Annotated in this window: 15 protein-coding genes and 1 tRNA gene; 7 read left to right on the top strand and 9 right to left on the bottom strand. The window is 62.6% G+C overall.

Translation table 11 applies throughout. The features are described from left to right. Positions 1 to 7: 7 nt before the first annotated feature. Together AC1DJB_RS07370 and AC1DJB_RS07365 are read right to left on the bottom strand one after the other, a co-directional pair. Positions 8 to 385 carry a VOC family protein gene (locus AC1DJB_RS07370; RefSeq protein WP_441437593.1) on the bottom strand — a complete coding sequence of 126 codons (378 nt, stop codon included), beginning with the start codon at positions 383 to 385 and terminating at the stop codon, positions 8 to 10. A gap of 61 nt (positions 386 to 446) precedes the next feature. Then, positions 447 to 1,925 carry an MFS transporter gene (locus tag AC1DJB_RS07365; RefSeq protein ID WP_441437592.1) on the bottom strand — a complete coding sequence of 493 codons (1,479 nt, stop codon included), beginning with the start codon at positions 1,923 to 1,925 and terminating at the stop codon, positions 447 to 449. Positions 1,926 to 2,025: 100 nt separating this feature from the next. Between AC1DJB_RS07365 and AC1DJB_RS07360 the strand changes: the two genes are divergently transcribed. Then, complete coding sequence (locus AC1DJB_RS07360) at positions 2,026 to 2,733, top strand: TetR/AcrR family transcriptional regulator (RefSeq protein ID WP_441437591.1); 708 nt, start codon at positions 2,026 to 2,028, stop codon at positions 2,731 to 2,733. 16 nt (positions 2,734 to 2,749) lie between these two features. Here AC1DJB_RS07360 and upp read toward each other — a convergent pair whose 3' ends face one another. Then, on the bottom strand, positions 2,750 to 3,385 hold the full coding sequence (gene upp, locus AC1DJB_RS07355; RefSeq protein WP_059388604.1) for a uracil phosphoribosyltransferase: 636 nt from the start codon (positions 3,383 to 3,385) through the stop codon (positions 2,750 to 2,752). A 23-nt stretch (positions 3,386 to 3,408) separates the two neighbouring features. On the opposite strand from upp, the gene tadA reads away from it, so the two are divergent. The 3 genes from tadA to AC1DJB_RS07340 all read left to right on the top strand — a co-directional run bounded on the left by tadA (position 3,409) and on the right by AC1DJB_RS07340 (position 4,660). Next, positions 3,409 to 3,918, top strand: coding sequence for a tRNA adenosine(34) deaminase TadA (gene tadA / locus AC1DJB_RS07350; RefSeq protein WP_284988734.1), 510 nt, complete (start codon positions 3,409 to 3,411; stop codon positions 3,916 to 3,918). An 80-nt stretch (positions 3,919 to 3,998) separates the two neighbouring features. Next, positions 3,999 to 4,385 (top strand): VOC family protein, encoded by a 387-nt coding sequence (locus tag AC1DJB_RS07345; RefSeq protein WP_441437590.1) that lies wholly within the window; start codon positions 3,999 to 4,001, stop codon positions 4,383 to 4,385. Next, positions 4,382 to 4,660: an acylphosphatase gene (locus AC1DJB_RS07340; RefSeq protein WP_441437589.1), complete on the top strand. Its 279-nt coding sequence runs from the start codon at positions 4,382 to 4,384 to the stop codon at positions 4,658 to 4,660. Before AC1DJB_RS07345 ends, AC1DJB_RS07340 begins: the two co-directional genes overlap by 4 nt. A 29-nt stretch (positions 4,661 to 4,689) precedes the next feature. Here AC1DJB_RS07340 and AC1DJB_RS07335 read toward each other — a convergent pair whose 3' ends face one another. From AC1DJB_RS07335 to AC1DJB_RS07325, 3 genes are read right to left on the bottom strand one after another with little or no spacing between them, the layout of a single operon-like run. Further along, entirely contained in the window at positions 4,690 to 5,901 is a 1,212-nt protein-coding gene (locus AC1DJB_RS07335) for a DNA glycosylase AlkZ-like family protein (RefSeq protein ID WP_441437588.1), read from the bottom strand. Between the two features lie 49 nt (positions 5,902 to 5,950). Then, positions 5,951 to 6,346, bottom strand: coding sequence for a 6-pyruvoyl trahydropterin synthase family protein (locus AC1DJB_RS07330; protein WP_441437587.1), 396 nt, complete (start codon positions 6,344 to 6,346; stop codon positions 5,951 to 5,953). A gap of 2 nt (positions 6,347 to 6,348) precedes the next feature. Then, entirely contained in the window at positions 6,349 to 7,401 is a 1,053-nt protein-coding gene (locus tag AC1DJB_RS07325; RefSeq protein WP_441437586.1) for a zinc-dependent alcohol dehydrogenase, read from the bottom strand. Positions 7,402 to 7,517: 116 nt separating this feature from the next. On the opposite strand from AC1DJB_RS07325, the gene AC1DJB_RS07320 reads away from it, so the two are divergent. Continuing rightward, a tRNA-Ser gene (locus AC1DJB_RS07320) sits at positions 7,518 to 7,607 on the top strand. A gap of 61 nt (positions 7,608 to 7,668) precedes the next feature. Here AC1DJB_RS07320 and AC1DJB_RS07315 read toward each other — a convergent pair. Continuing rightward, positions 7,669 to 8,802 carry a tyrosine-type recombinase/integrase gene (locus AC1DJB_RS07315; protein WP_476910122.1) on the bottom strand — a complete coding sequence of 378 codons (1,134 nt, stop codon included), beginning with the start codon at positions 8,800 to 8,802 and terminating at the stop codon, positions 7,669 to 7,671. Beyond that, the gene (locus AC1DJB_RS07310; RefSeq protein WP_476910121.1) at positions 8,789 to 9,319 is read right to left on the bottom strand and encodes a helix-turn-helix domain-containing protein; all 531 of its coding nucleotides are present in this window, start codon (positions 9,317 to 9,319) and stop codon (positions 8,789 to 8,791) included. Before AC1DJB_RS07310 ends, AC1DJB_RS07315 begins: the two co-directional genes overlap by 14 nt. Before the next feature lie 92 nt (positions 9,320 to 9,411). Here AC1DJB_RS07310 and AC1DJB_RS07305 point away from each other — a divergent pair, with 92 nt between their 5' ends. Next, entirely contained in the window at positions 9,412 to 9,615 is a 204-nt protein-coding gene (locus tag AC1DJB_RS07305; protein ID WP_306962584.1) for a helix-turn-helix transcriptional regulator, read from the top strand. Positions 9,616 to 10,232: 617 nt separating this feature from the next. Here AC1DJB_RS07305 and AC1DJB_RS07300 read toward each other — a convergent pair. Beyond that, positions 10,233 to 10,436: a hypothetical protein gene (locus AC1DJB_RS07300; protein ID WP_476910120.1), complete on the bottom strand. Its 204-nt coding sequence runs from the start codon at positions 10,434 to 10,436 to the stop codon at positions 10,233 to 10,235. Positions 10,437 to 10,538: 102 nt separating this feature from the next. On the opposite strand from AC1DJB_RS07300, the gene AC1DJB_RS07295 reads away from it, so the two are divergent. After that, positions 10,539 to 14,186 (top strand): YobI family P-loop NTPase, encoded by a 3,648-nt coding sequence (locus tag AC1DJB_RS07295; RefSeq protein WP_476910119.1) that lies wholly within the window; start codon positions 10,539 to 10,541, stop codon positions 14,184 to 14,186. Positions 14,187 to 14,452: the final 266 nt, after the last annotated feature.

Below are 14,452 nucleotides of genomic sequence, written 5' to 3'. Positions count from 1 at the left end.
GTGAGTCCTAGCCGTTGGGCCGGTGGGGGATGTACTGAACGGCCCATTTGTTGCCGTCCGGATCGGTGAAGTACACAAAGTGGCCCCAATCCTGGATGTCGATGTCGCTGACTTCCACGCCGTTGGCCTTGAGCTGGCTGTGGGCCTCCTGGATATCCCCCACCACCATTTGCAGGCTGGGAGCGGTGCCTGGAGGGGCGTCGTTGAGGCCCTCGCCGATGCAGATGGAGCAGGCCGAGCCGGGCGGAGTCAGTTGGACGAAGCGAATACCGTCCATGGGCCGCTCGTCGTAGTCGGCGTTGAAGCCCACTTTGTTGACGTAGAAATCCTTGGCGCGGTCCACATCGGACACGGGGACAAACACAAGTTCAAGTTTCCAGTCCATGCGCCAAAGGCTATCGGCGGAGCCCGAAAACCGGTAGGGGCGGAGCACAACGCTGGGTCACTTACGGCCCATGTTGCTGCTCGAATTGGGCCGTAAGTGACCCCGCGTTGACGAGTTCGACGGCGGCGCCTCCCCAGGTGCCCACGCCGACTTCTGTTTCAGCTTGCGCGCGGGCTCGGGCTCGGGACGGAAGGAGCCACGCCGCCAACGTGGCAAGGACCAGCACAGCCGCACCAACATAGACGGCGGGAATGGCTGCGTCCACATAGCCGGTGGGAGTGAGTTTGCCGCCGGCTCCCGTGAAGACTGCCGTCAGGACGGCCACGCCCAGTGCCACACCGATCTCCCGGAGAGTGGAGTTGGTCCCGCTCGCCTTCGCGTGGTCCTCGGCGCGCATGTTGGCGAGCACCGCCGTCGACATCGGGGCGAAAACCAACCCCATGCCGATTCCCGCCGCAACAAAGCCCGGCACCAGGGTTTCATAAGGGACGGTCGCGGAAAGGACTCCGGCCAGCCAGAACATGCCCGCTGTCAGCAGCACGAGGCCCGCAATCATCAGGGTCTTGGTGCCAAGCCGCGGGGCCAACAGGCCGGCAAGCGGTGCCACGAACATGGGCGCCAAGGTCCAGGGCATCGTCATGACGCCTGCTGCGAGGGGTCCGTGGCCCTGCACTACCTGCAGGAACTGGATGAGGATGAAGACAGACCCGAAGATCCCGAAGCTGAAGGTCAAGCCGATCAGGTTTGCCACGGTGAAGCTGCGGTCGCGGAACAGCCGGAGCGGAAGCAGTGGCGCAGCGACCCGGGATTCCCACAGAACGAAGGCAAGCAGCAGGACGCCGCCACCGATCAAGCCTACGAGGACTTCGGCACTGGACCAGCCGGCGTCGTTCCCCCGGACAATGCCGAAGACGAGCCCCAGGAGGCCAAGTCCGGAAAGAAGAAGGCCTACGACGTCGGCGCGGACACGGGCGCCGAAGCTGTTCGGCAGCGCGAAGAGCGCCAGAGGAATCGACAGGATGCCGATGGGCACGTTGAGCCAGAAGATCGCTTCCCAGCTCCAGCCTTCCACGACTGCGCCGCCGATCAGCGGCCCCAGTGCGACACCCAGGCCGGAGACTCCGCCCCAGATGCCGATGGCGAGCGGGCGCAGCTTGTCGCTGACCGAGCCCACCAGCAGGGTGAGCGATAGCGGCATGAGCGCCGCGGAGCCAACGCCCTGGACCGCGCGGGCGGCGATGAGCTGCACCGGATCCGTGCTGACGGCTGCCGCTGCGGACGCGAGGGTGAAGATGGCAAGGCCCGCAATGAACACGTGACGGCGGCCGAAGCGGTCCCCCAGGCCGACAGCGAGGAGCATGAACGCCGCGAAGCTCAGGGAGTAGGCGTTGACGATCCACTGCAGTTCCTCGACGCTCGCACCGAGGGCCTTGTGCATGACGGGCAGTGCGTTGGTGACCACGAGGTTGTCCAGTGTGGCCATGAAGACGGGGAGAGAGGCCGCCACAATGGCCAGCCAAACGGGAATGGTGCGTTTCATGATGACTCCACGGGTCGCTGAGGTGGCGCTAAATCGGGTTGTTGTAATCGAATGATTACTTAAGGGCCAAAGTTAGTTATCGACTGATAACATGTCAAGTGTGGCGAAGAAAACAGGGGGCACAGGCGCCCGGGAATCGGGCTCAAGCAGCAAGGCAACTGCCGAACGCATACCTGCGGCGCAGCGGCGCGAACTGATCCTGGAAGCTGCCACCGGCGTGTTCGCCGAGCGTGGCTACGCTGGTTCCACCACGGACCAAGTGGCAAAGGCCGCGGGCATCAGCCAGCCGTATGTCGTGCGGATGTTCGGCACCAAGGAGACACTGTTCCTGGAGGCCCTGGATCGCGCCCAGGGCAAGCTGCTGCGCGCGTTCCGCGACGTCATCGCGGCGTACGACGCCGGAGAACTCGCCGAAGAATTGCGGCACCTCGATCCTGCCGCCGGGAGCGGCCGCCCGGAACAGCTCAAGCAGCTCATGGCCATCGCCTACGCCGACCTGATCGAGGATCGCGGCATTCTCATGATGCTGATGCAGGCCTTCGTCGCCGGCCATGAACCCGCCATCGGGGCACGCGCCAGGGAAGGATTCCTGGATATTTACCGCCTGGTGCGCGACGAAGCCGGCCTGTCCCCCGAAACCTCCCGCGACTTCCTTGCGCAGGGCATGCTCATGAACACCCTGATCGGCATCCGCCTGCCGGAAGTCTACGAGCAGGACGAGACCGCCGAGGAGTTGCTTGAGTGCACCCTTCGGTCCAAGCTGCCCATGGTGCTCAAGGCAAGCAAGGCCCAGCGCCGCGCGGGTTAGTAGCTAGCCGGACTCGCTAGCCGGCCACGCCGTAGAGGCGGTCTCCGGCGTCGCCCAGGCCCGGAACGATGTAGGCCTTCTCGTTCAGCCTCTCGTCAATCGATGCCAGGACGATCTTGACGTTGGCCTCGGAAAGCTCTTCTTCCAGCTTGGCCAGGCCCTCCGGGGCTGCGAGCAAGCAGATGCACGTGACGTCCGAAGCGCCACGCTTGAAGAGGAACTTGATGGCTTCGCGCAGTGTGCCGCCGGTGGCGAGCATGGGGTCCAGGACGAAGATCTGGCGGCCGGTGAGGTCCTCGGGGAGGCGTTCGGCGTAGGTGATGATGTCCAGGGTCTCTTCGTCGCGGGCCATCCCCAGGAAGCCCACTTCGGCGGTGGGGACCAACTTGGTCATGCCCTCAAGCATGCCGAGGCCTGCGCGCAGGATGGGGACCACCAGCGGCGTCGGCTTCGTGAAGGCAGTGCCGATCGCCTTGGTGACGGGGGTTTCGATCTCTACCGCTTCGGTCCGTACTTCGCGGGTGGCCTCGTAGGCCAGCAAAGTGACGAGTTCTTCGGTGAGTTGCCGGAAGACCGGTGAAGGAGTGTTCTTATCCCGCAGAACGGTGAGCTTGTGAGCGACCAGCGGGTGGTCCACGACGAGTGTGCGCATGACTCCAAAACTATCATTGAGGCATGAGCACCAACGAGCCTTATCACGCAGAGCACGCGGCCTGGATGGGTCTGGCCCTGGACGAGGCCCGGCGGGCGCTGCATACGGAGGACGTGCCGATCGGCGCCGTCGTCCTGGGGCCCGACGGCGGCGTGCTGGGTGCCGGGCGGAACGAACGGGAAGCGCACGGCGACCCGACGGCGCACGCCGAGATTGTCGCCATCCGCGAGGCGGCCGCAGCCCTGCAACGCCACGCCCTTGAGCTCGGCGAAGGCGGAGACGGCTGGCGCCTCGAGGACTGCACCCTTGTGGTGACGCTGGAGCCGTGCGCGATGTGCGCCGGAGCCATTGTGCTGGCCCGGATTCCGCGGGTGGTCTTCGGCGCCTGGGATGAGAAGGCCGGTGCCGCCGGATCGGTATTCGATATCTTGCGCGAACGCAGGCTCAACCACTGGGTGGAGGTGTACGCAGGCGTGCGCGAAGAGGAATGCTCGGCTCTGTTGCGCGATTTCTTCGCAGCCCACCGGAAATAGCAGCTGCCTCCGGATCGCCCTTGAAATTGTGAGGTGTTGGACGTCAGATGGTCTCAGGCAGCACAGCTGGGGAGGACCTCATGACCGTCTCGTTCAACCACACCATCGTCTACGCAACGGACAAACGCCGATCCGCGGAGTTCCTCGCCAGCGTGTTTGGGCTTCCGAAGCCGCAAGCCGTGTGGTCCTTCATGACCGTGGCCTTTGACCATGGAGTCGCCCTCGATTTCGCCACGGCGGACCGGCCCATCTCTCCCCAGCACTATGCCTTCCTGGTCAGCGAGGACGACTTCGACGGGATCTTCGCCCGGATCCAGGCCGAGGGCATCCCCTACTGGGCCGATCCTGCACGCTCACGCCCCCAGCAGATCAACCACAACGACGGCGGACGCGGCGTCTACTTCGCCGATCCGGACGGTCATTTCCTCGAGGCGATCACGAGGCCGTATGGATCGGGTGCCGCATGAGTTCCCCAGTGCGCGTCACGGCCATGGTGACCGGCCGCGTCCAGGGCGTGGGTTTCCGGTACTCCACGATGCACCAAGCCCGGCTATTGGGATTGACCGGGGAAGCTGCCAACCAGTTGGACGGCTCAGTGCAGGTCATCGCTGAGGGTGACCGTGAAGCCGTCGATTCCCTGCTGGAATGGCTGCAGTCCCGGGACGCCCCCGGCCGCGTAAAACACGTGGACGCCACCTACACGCAAGCCACCGGCGAGTTCTCCGGATTCTGGGTGGACTGAAGCACTCCAACCTGAGACCAGCGTTCGCCTTATGAATTGGCACTGTCAAGGGCGTCGATGCGTTTCTGCCGCGATGCCGGCGAGTCCAGGCTGAACGAGCGGAAATCGCCGAGGTCCTCGCGGATCCAGCTCTCCACCTCACTGATCCGCTGGGTGACGGCCGCAGTGGGCTTGTCGAACGTCCATGCCGCGATCCGTTCCTTGCCCGGATCGTATTGCCACAGCCCGATGATCCGTCCCCGGTCCAGGATCGGGTGGTCGGACAGGTCCGCCTGCAGTGCCAGCGTGGTGTCCAGGATCTTCCGGCCCCGATCTCCTTCGGCCAGCATGTCCGCCGAATTCCTGCGCAGCAGTACCAAAGAATCCGTCCCGGCCAGAAGCTGGATCTGTTCCTCCTGCGGCGCCGTGAACGCGGAAAGGTGCTCGACGTCGTCGGGCAGCATCCAGAGCGGCTCGCCTGCCGCCGTCGTCACTTCGACGGCGCCGACGGCGGCCAGCGCCGCCTTGCTCTGCGCGACTGTGAATCCGGTAAGCCATTGGCTCTGCTTGAACGTCGCTCCGCCAGTCCAGCGCAGGTACCGTTCGATCAAAAGCGCCCGGGCGGCGTCGTCGTCGAGGCCACTGGGCGGCAGCACCCACGACGTGTAGGCGTAGCGCTGCTGGTCGAGGCGGCCGTTGACGGGGACGCGACGGATGCGGCCATCGGCTTGGAGGAGCCCTAGCGCCGTGGGCAGGGTGGTTGACGCACCTTTCTTCTTGCCTTCTTCGCCGAGGCTGCGGACGGATTCGCCGAGCTCGTCCCTGAGCTGCTTGGGATCCATGGGGTCGCTGGATTCCAGGAGGGTGTGGAGTACTTGCTCTTCGAGGAGGGTGATCTCACCGCGTTCGACGCCGAGGCGGGCCAGGACCTTGAACGGCGCCACCGCGGCGTCCCGGCCGACGTGGAGGCCCCACGCGAAGTCGTTCCGGCCCAGGACGTAGGTGCAACCGCGGGCCGTGGGGAGCTCGTGGATCCTCAACTCGGCGACGTCGCGATCGACCTGTTCGCGCCGGATCCCGGCCCGGGCGAAGAGCGTCAGGTAGGGGTTGGCACCGCCCACCGAGCGGGCCCAGCCGGCGCGATCCAGGACTTCCTCGGACGTCTTGCCGGAGAGGGAACCGTCCAGGCCCTGTCTGTGCCACGCCCAGGCGCGGAGGAGTTCCGGGGTGAGCGTTTGAGCGGAAAGCACGGCGGACGTCATGGCCCCATTCTGCACCGTTTATCCGCCATCCGGGGCGGTCCCGCGCGAGCTACCACTCGAAATCCAGCGAGAAGCCTGCCCAGGCGTCGGGATGTTCCCGGAGGAGGACGTCGACGCCGGCGAGCGCACCGCCGTCGTCGCTCTCGCGGACTTTCGCTGCAACCGCCTCAGCGATGAAGCGGGCCAGCACTTCCGTCGTCGTGAGCTGTCCGGCGAAGTCCGGGTGTTCGTCGAGGTTCTTGTAGTTGAGGCCGGCCAGCACCTCGTCCACGATGGTTCCAGCGGCGCCGATGTCCAGGACGATCGCGTCGTCGTTCAGTTTGGCCCGACGGAATGTCACCTCGGCCACGAAAGTGGCTCCGTGGAGTCCTTGGGCCGGGCCGAACGATTCCCGCGGAAGGCTGTGGGCGATCATGAAGTGCCGGCGGACGGTGAGGCTGAACATCGTTATGCCTCGTTTCCTTCCCGCTGCGGGGTCCCGGGGTAGTTGATGACTCGGCAAAGATCGTCCAGTTCGCCGTTTTCCATGCCATTGAAGACCTCCGGCAGTTCCTCGAATTGCGACTCCCCCGTGAGGAACGCGTCGAAAATGGGGTCCCGCAGCAGAGAGACCGCCAGTTCCAGCCGCTCTCTTGAGGTACGGCTATGCCGGCGCGAACGTGCCACCACTCCCACCTGGCTGGCTCGGATGGTGAGGCGCCGGGCGTGGAAGTCCTCCCCCAGCGGCAAGGAGACCTTCCGGTCCCCGTACCAGGACATCTCAATGATCTCGCCCTCGTCCCCGGCTAATTGCAGGCTACGGGCCAGTCCTTCATCCGTGGCCGAGCAGTGGAACACGATGTCGCAATCCTGATGCGCGTCGTCCGGGAGCACGAACTCCACGCCCAGGGATTCCACGAACCCGCGCTTCGCCGGGTCCGTCTCCACCAGTTGCAAGCGCTCCAGCGGGAAACCGCGCAGGAGCGCCGCGGTCATGCCGCCCACCAATCCGGCGCCGACGACGGCGATCCTGTCACCCAGGCGGGGCCCCGCCTCCCAAAGGGCGTTGAGGGCGATTTCGGCGATGCCAGTGAGCACAGCGCGGCGTTCCGGCACGCCGTCGGGTATTCGGGTGAGTGAGGTGAGCGGCACGACGTAGCGGTCTTGATGCGGGTGCAGGCAAAACACATTCTGGCCGATCCAGTCCTCGGGGCCTTGTTCAACTATTCCGACCGATAGATAACCGAACTTGACCGGCGCGGGAAAGTCCCCGGTTTGATGGGGGGCCCGCATCGCTTTCGCGGTTCGTGTGGGCACGTGCGCTTCATGGACCACGAGCTCTGTGCCCCTGCTGATTCCCGAGTACAAAGCACGGACCACAGCCTCGCCCTGCGCCGGCGCCGGAAGGTCCTCGCTCCGGAGCTCGCCTTGGCACGGGCCGACCGTCCAGTAGGCCAGGGCCGTTTGGGGGTGCGTGTTCTGGGTGTCCGTGTTCTGCGGTGCGTTTCGTGGAAGAGTCATCGTGCTTGCGAATCTAGTCCTGCGGCTGCGATTACGAAAGGGAAGGCTACTTACTAAGTGGGCGTCGCCCGGCCGTTTTGGGGAACGGGCCTCCACTCCGGTACCCTATTTCAGTTGGTGACGTGTCCGAGCGGCCGAAGGTGCAACACTCGAAATGTTGTTTGGTGTAAAAGCCAACGTGGGTTCAAATCCCACCGTCACCGCCACTTGAAAGGCCCCTGGATCCCTTTGTTTACAAGGGATCGGGGGCCTTTTGCTTTGGCGAAATCAGGGTTTTGGGCACATTTTGGGCACATTCGCCAGGGACACTGCAAGGTCCAGGGCGTCCGAAACGCTGTCCAAGTCCCCGTCAAACAGGTCCGCATAGATGTCCAGGGTCATCGCCGCCGAGCTGTGACCGAGCATTCTTTGCACCGCTTTGACGTTCGCACCGGCCGATACGGCAAAGCTCGCGGCGGAATGCCTGAGATCATGAGGCGTGATTCGTGGCACTCCCGCCCTCTTCACGGCCCCTGCGAACCAGCTCATGTTGTCATCGTGCACGCGTGCGAGGCGAAGGTGACGGCCATTCTCGCCAGGAAACACCAGATCATTTCTGTCCTTGTTCTCACACTGCTGCGCCAGGGGCTCAACGAGGAATCGCGGAAACGGCACGGTTCGTTTCTTGTGGTTCTTGGGCGTACCTACTTCGATGATCGAACCGACCTGGACCGCGTTTTCTTCGATCACGAAACGCCGCCGCAACATGTCCAGATGTTTGACTCGCAGTCCAGTCGCCTCACCCCATCGCAACCCGCAGTAGGCAAGCACGAGAACCAGTGTCGGATATTTACTGGCTGCGGCGAGTGCATGCACTTGCTCGTGACTCAGGTAGACGTGCGGCTTCTTGATCTTGCGCGGCAAGGTTACGCCCCGAGCTGGATTACTCAATGTTCGACGGTCACTCACGGCGTCATCCAAGATGGCCGCCAAGACTCCGTAAGCGCGGATTACAAGCGTTGCCCCCTTCGGTTTCCGGGTCGGGACAGCACTCTGATCCCCCTTCGTCAAACCCGAGACCCACTGCTGCACATCGGTCTTTCGAATATCAGAGACTGCCGTACCGCCCCACACCGGCAGCACATGATTACGCCAAGCCGACTCCACGGGGCGCAATGAAGATGGTTTCAAATGAGTCTGCCGCGACAACCACGCTTCCCCAAGGGGACCGATCAGGGCCTTTGCGGCTGCCGCATCTATGAACTCCCCGCGGGCCTTGGATACCTCAACGCTGGCGAGGAAAAGCTCGGCATCCCTCTTTGTCCTGAATCCACGTTTCTTGGTCTGCACCCGGTCAGGTTTCCGGTAGCGAACCTGATACCGGCGCCCGGCCCGTGTCTCATAGGGTTCAATCGTTGCCATAGCCGGATTGTTCTTTCGCTGCGTTCTGATCAACCAGGGTCTTGATAATCGCGCTGAGCTCGTCCACTCGTAAATTGAGGTCTTCGAATGTCACGGGACCAATTTTCGTATTCCCTGCCGGGATGAAGTCGGGGCGCAGCCCCCGTACGTAGTCATCACTGCTCACGTCGCCGTCGATCGGCGTTATGCCATCCGCCCATTCCCAAACCCGTATTAGGTCAGCCGGATCGGCTCCGGTGACGGCCACCGGCTCGTCAAGCGACTTGGGAAACAGGAGTGCGTTTGGGTTCGCGCCCAGGGCTACCGCCAGGGCCACGAGATCATCAACATCAACCCGCCTGACGCCGGCCTCGATCTTCTGTATTCCACTTGCGGAAATTTCGTGCCCGACGCCTCTGAGCCTTTGCTGAAGCTCCCGCAGGGTGACATTACCCCGCAAACGCTTCAGGTTCCGAGCGACGGTCTTGCCGGTTGGGCCAATGTCATGTCCTCGCAGCCGTTCTCCGCTATGTACCATATAAGAAACGATACACGCTATATAGACAACAAGCGTAATTGGCAACTTTGCATCTAATATGACGAGGCGTTCACGGAAGGGAATGAGGCTTCATGGAATCGGAACTGCTGACCCCGGCAGAGCTGGCAGCCAAGCTTCACAAGACGGCGCCCGCACTGGCGCAATGGCGCTATAGAGGGATGGGCCCTAAGTTCGTAAAATTAGGCAGCGGCGTCCGCTATCGCGCCAGCGATGTAGAGGCATGGCTTGACGCACAGACACGCTCTCAGACGGGCCAGGTACTTCCTAGCGTCTAGAGCCGGGATTCCTGATCAGATCTTCAACCAACGGCCGTTCAGCATGTCGGCCCTCAGTGCCTACTGAGGCGGCCGTTACCTGTGGACGCAGTCGGCCTCAACTAGCCGTCCCCGCCTTTGGTATGCGGCTCGTCGGGACCTTGGCGGTGACGGTCGAAGAGTGATCCATTCTGACGCGAACACCTTTCGACCAGCACTGACAATGACGCGGAGAATCCTGGCGCCGCGCGCCGTCCATCGGTGGGCGCGCCATGGATGCGGACATGAATGCCCGTGTGGGTACCACCACGAACGGCGTCACCGTGTACACACGTCGTCGACGTTTAGCTGGATGAACAGGCCTCCTTGGGTTGGTATCGCATCCCGGCCTCCCATGCTCGCCGTCCCCGCCGCTCAGTCAAGGGCGCGTCCGCGTCACTGCGTGATGGGCCTACGGCCCACCCTTGACGGTGCGTCAAGGACGGACATAACCGGCCTTTATCGGGATGCGGGCAAGACTGAAATGGTCTAGCGGGGCGTACAACCGGATCCGAGCGGAGCGGCCTGCGCGATAGCCAGTTTGTCCGCGATGACCAGCGGATCGGAGGCTAGCCGGCCACAGAGCGTGCCGATCTGTTTCACTGCCCGACGCCGGCGTGGACCCGCTCGGTGATGAGTTCGCGTTCGTATTCGTCGAGGGTGGCGATCCGCGCGGATGGCTGAACGTGCCGAAAGCGTGCGGCCCGAGCTGAGGCTGATGGCGCTGCGGTGAAGGAACGACAGCTTTGGACCGAGCTCGTCAGCGCGTGCAGGAACTCATGGGCGCCAATGTCCTGCAGCAAGACATTCGATCCGTCCTGATCCGTGTCCGCTCGTCCGCCGCTTCTTCATGCTGTATGTCGTGACCCCGGGTAGCATCAGCCATGAATGGGGAAGGAATTTAGTTGAATAGTGACACCTTTGCGGATGGGACGCTAGCACTGCGGAGTCTAGCTCCGGAGTTTGAGGACCAGCACAAGCTGTATGTCGATCTGCTGGTCGATGCGATCGAGAAAATGCCCGCGGTACGGAACATCGCTTTGACCGGCCCATACGGTACTGGCAAGAGCAGCATCTTGGGCGAGGTTGCCAGAAAATACCCGAAACGGGTTGTCGAACTTTCGTTCTCCACGGTTGGCAAGGTACCAGTCAAGGAGCCCGCTAACGAACCCGCTGGAGCGCCGGCGGCTAATGCTGCGAAAACAGCGGACGCAACACCGACAAACCGGATCGAGAAGGAGATCGTGAAGCAGATCCTCTACAAGGAGGATCCGTCCAGGACCCGGGGGTCGAGATTCCGCCGTATCACCCGTTTCCAGTGGGGACGGCAAGTAGTGTTCGGGCTGACGGTCGGGTTACTTGCCCTGGGTGTGCTGTTCCTGACGGGCCTCGACAAACCGTTCATGACAATGGCGGGCGCCGACACTGCCCTGCTGTGGCTCGACCACGGCATGCTCTTCCTCCTCCTGTCCGGGTCGGTGGTAGTCATCCGTTGGCTCACCCACAACAGGGTGTTCCTCGATAAGTTCACCGCAGGGCCAGCCACGGTCTCTCTGTCGTCTCAATCATCCAGCTATTTTGACCAGTACCTCGATGAGATCGTCTATTACTTCGAGGTGAGCAAGCGAGACATCGTGGTCTTCGAGGACATCGACAGGTTCAACGATGTGCATATCTTCGAAGCACTCAAGGCGCTGAACACTCTCCTTAACGGCGCAAAGCAGGTCAAACGCCGGCGGCCGCTGAAGTTCATCTACGCTTTGCGGGACAGTGTCTTCGAGAAGATCGGTGAAAGCTCCGGGGACGAAGGTCAAGCGGACGAAGCGAGGGAAGAAATCGAGCGGGCCAACCGGACGAAGTTTTTCGACCTGGTCGTACCCGTTGTACCGTTCATCACCCACCGAAACGCCCGCGACCTCATGGCAGATGACATGAAGGGCACCGGCGTCTCCCGAAACCTAATCGACCTGGCTGCGCGGCACGTTGCAGATATGCGCCTCATCCACAATATGCGCAACGAATACGACGTGTTCGCCAGCAAGCTCCTGAGCTCCCCTGAGGACAAGCGCCTCAGCGGTCTCGACGCGGATCGACTCTTTTCCATGATCGTGTATAAGAACGTACACATGGCCGATTTCGAGAAGATCCGCTTCGGCGACAGTCAACTCGATATGCTGCACGGGGAATGGCGGAAGCTGGTCAGGGAGAACATCGCGCACGAGACGAGCACGGCCCGCGACGCCGCTTCACGGCTGGAAACCCTCAACGCCATTGCTGCTCGGAGCGAACAGTTGGGCGAGCGACTGGAACAGCTCGCCCATGTGTTGGGCCGGCGCCACCCGAACGGGGAGGCGCGGGCGACGGTCTCGATGGGTGGACTCGTAGTAGACAGCGCCGGCATCCGTGACGGATCAACATGGACAAGACTGATCACCGAACGCGGCCCGGTGGGGATCCAATTCAACCCTGGCTACCCCGCATACTCCGTGCCCTTCGAACAACTCTCCTCCTTCCTCGGGATCGAGATCGCCCCTGAAGCCTGGAACGAAGCGGACCGGACCGAGTTGAATCGCATCAAAGATGATGCGATTCAACGAACTGACTTCCTCCGCCACAACACGTGGCAGGAACTCGCAGCGCGTCCAGAGTTTACTCTTCCCGCCCGTTCGAATGAAGGGGAGACCTTCCGCGGCATCAGCAAGCGGCTGCTCGGATCAGAACTCGCCCGCCAGCTCGTCGCCAACGGCTACATCAACGACTACTTCGCCCTCTATGTCTCGGTCTACTACGGCAAGCACCTACGCCTCGATGCTCAGAACTACATCGTCCAGCACATCGACAAAGGACAGGCCGACCCTGTATATGTCCTTCTCGGAGATGATGTGGATGCCATCATCTCCGAGAAGGGAGAGGGGGTCCTCCGCGATCCGAGCATGTATAACTGCTCCGTGATGGACCACCTTCTCGAGAATAAGCCAAACCTCGTCAAGCATCTGTTCGGCCAAATGGCCGCCGGGGGAGAGGCCGAAAAAGCCTTTTGTAGCGAATACCTCGCCCACGGACAACAGCGCCGAAAGTTCATCGAGGGGCTAGTGCCCCTCGTGCCGGCGATCTTCGAATGGCTGGTCGCCGAGGAAGGCGAGCTGACCGCCGTCCTGATCGATGAAGCTCTGCGCAACTGGAGCCCAGGCCTCACCTACAACCTCGGTGGAGCAGTCCGCTCCTACTTCGAAGATCACGCCGCAGAAATCGCCTCCCTCACCGCCGACAAAACACAGGAAGACGCCGTAAAGGCCATGGCGCTGATCGCTGAGAGCGGAGCCGCACTGCCATCACTGAGGGCGCTGAACCCTGCAGCGCTCGAGGTCGCCGCCGACTTAAGTTGCTACAGGATCACTGCCGAGAACCTCCGGTTCCTCGCCGGCGGTCAGGACATTGCGTTGGACCGCCTCCGCGAAACCGCAGAGAAGGTCTACCGACACGTGTTGGAGGAGCTCGACCAGTACCTCGCAGTCGTCCACGACGGAGATCGGACCGTTTCGCACCCGGAAGCATTCGCGCAGATCATTCAGGACGTCTACGCGGCCCAGATAGACCAGGACCTTCTCGCGGCAGTCATCCAAGGTGCCGCGGAAGACTGCTTCGTTCCGGACTTGAAGACCGTGCCGGCAGCGGCCTGGGACGCCCTGGCCGGGGATCACAGGACCACGGCAACTTTCGAGAACGTCACCGCCTCCATCGACAATCTGGGCGAAGTCGGTCCCGGGCTCGCGATCCTTCTTCGAAAGGATATGGCGATTGCCGCGGTTGACGGCACAGACGGCTCCAAGCGAATTGCTCTGGCCATCACGCTGCTGGCGTCGCGGAAGGCCCTTTCGGATCCCGAGCTGCGCGTAGGGCTCGCGGGTAGTCTTGTCGATCCAAGTCTTCACGTCCCGGCAGATAACATCCAGCCCGAATCAGGAGAACTGATCGGCCATCTCCTTGAACGAGGCGTCATCGCCGACGGACCATCGGCGTTCTCCAGTGCATTAATGCTCGACTGGTCAACTCGTGAGTCCGCGATCGAAGGCTCGGAGCATTTCGCTGATTACATGAGCCCCGCGATACTCCCCGCCGCCGACCTGCCTTCGCTTTTCGCCAGTGCCCGGATCTCGCCGAAGGTGAAGGCTGCTGTACTCGAAAGTCTTGTTGAGTATGCAGTGGGCGATGACGGCACAGGGGTCCGCGCTGCTGCTCGATATGCGGAACAGTATGAGGATATCCAGCTCGACTACCCGCAGATCCAACTGGCCACCCGGTCTGGGGTGGAGGACAACACTTTGGTGCGGCTGATGGCTCATTCTCCCGCCCTCACGGAAGCAGAGATGCGCGACCTCCTCCGCGGGATGGGCGGAGACTACCCCCTCATCGCCGACCCTGGCAGGGAACGCCCCCTCTTGCCGGACGATTCAGCCCACCTGACGATTCTCAGGCGCCTGAAAGACGCCGGAGTTGTCAGCAGCTACCCCCAAGAGGGGGGCCGCCGGAGGGTCCATCGGTTCCACAGCTAGCCAGCACGCCGACGAGAGTCGAATGGTTTTTCTCCGGCATGCCAGCAGCAATCATAGGCGATTTCCCCCGCGTCTCGTCGCTGAGCTGTCCCTCACCGGCCGGACGGCTCAGCGAGACGTGGAAGACATGCTTACTGCCCTCCTTGCCCGCACCGAAGACAGACCTGGGAATGTCCAGCTCGCTGATGATTGACTCGGAAGCAGCAACAACCCTTTCGCGGAGAAGATGGGATTTACCGGCAGCGACGGGAAGCCGCGGTGCCGGT

Source organism: Arthrobacter sp. 01T428 (assembly GCF_056398685.1).
Note: the sequence above shows the minus strand (reverse complement) of the source record. Positions and strands in the feature narration are given on the sequence as shown.

What these genes read in the sequence shown, in the direction of transcription:
- AC1DJB_RS07315 (WP_476910122.1), bottom strand. Translation starts at nt 8,802, where the DNA reads ATGGCAACGATTGAACCCTATGAGACACGGGCCGGGCGCCGGTATCAG.
- AC1DJB_RS07310 (WP_476910121.1), bottom strand. Translation starts at nt 9,319, where the DNA reads ATGGTACATAGCGGAGAACGGCTGCGAGGACATGACATTGGCCCAACC.
- tadA (WP_284988734.1), top strand. Translation starts at nt 3,409, where the DNA reads ATGAGCACCAACGAGCCTTATCACGCAGAGCACGCGGCCTGGATGGGT.
- AC1DJB_RS07330 (WP_441437587.1), bottom strand. Translation starts at nt 6,346, where the DNA reads ATGTTCAGCCTCACCGTCCGCCGGCACTTCATGATCGCCCACAGCCTT.
- AC1DJB_RS07325 (WP_441437586.1), bottom strand. Translation starts at nt 7,401, where the DNA reads ATGACTCTTCCACGAAACGCACCGCAGAACACGGACACCCAGAACACG.
- upp (WP_059388604.1), bottom strand. Translation starts at nt 3,385, where the DNA reads ATGCGCACACTCGTCGTGGACCACCCGCTGGTCGCTCACAAGCTCACC.
- AC1DJB_RS07345 (WP_441437590.1), top strand. Translation starts at nt 3,999, where the DNA reads ATGACCGTCTCGTTCAACCACACCATCGTCTACGCAACGGACAAACGC.
- AC1DJB_RS07335 (WP_441437588.1), bottom strand. Translation starts at nt 5,901, where the DNA reads ATGACGTCCGCCGTGCTTTCCGCTCAAACGCTCACCCCGGAACTCCTC.
- AC1DJB_RS07305 (WP_306962584.1), top strand. Translation starts at nt 9,412, where the DNA reads ATGGAATCGGAACTGCTGACCCCGGCAGAGCTGGCAGCCAAGCTTCAC.
- AC1DJB_RS07340 (WP_441437589.1), top strand. Translation starts at nt 4,382, where the DNA reads ATGAGTTCCCCAGTGCGCGTCACGGCCATGGTGACCGGCCGCGTCCAG.
- AC1DJB_RS07370 (WP_441437593.1), bottom strand. Translation starts at nt 385, where the DNA reads ATGGACTGGAAACTTGAACTTGTGTTTGTCCCCGTGTCCGATGTGGAC.
- AC1DJB_RS07365 (WP_441437592.1), bottom strand. Translation starts at nt 1,925, where the DNA reads ATGAAACGCACCATTCCCGTTTGGCTGGCCATTGTGGCGGCCTCTCTC.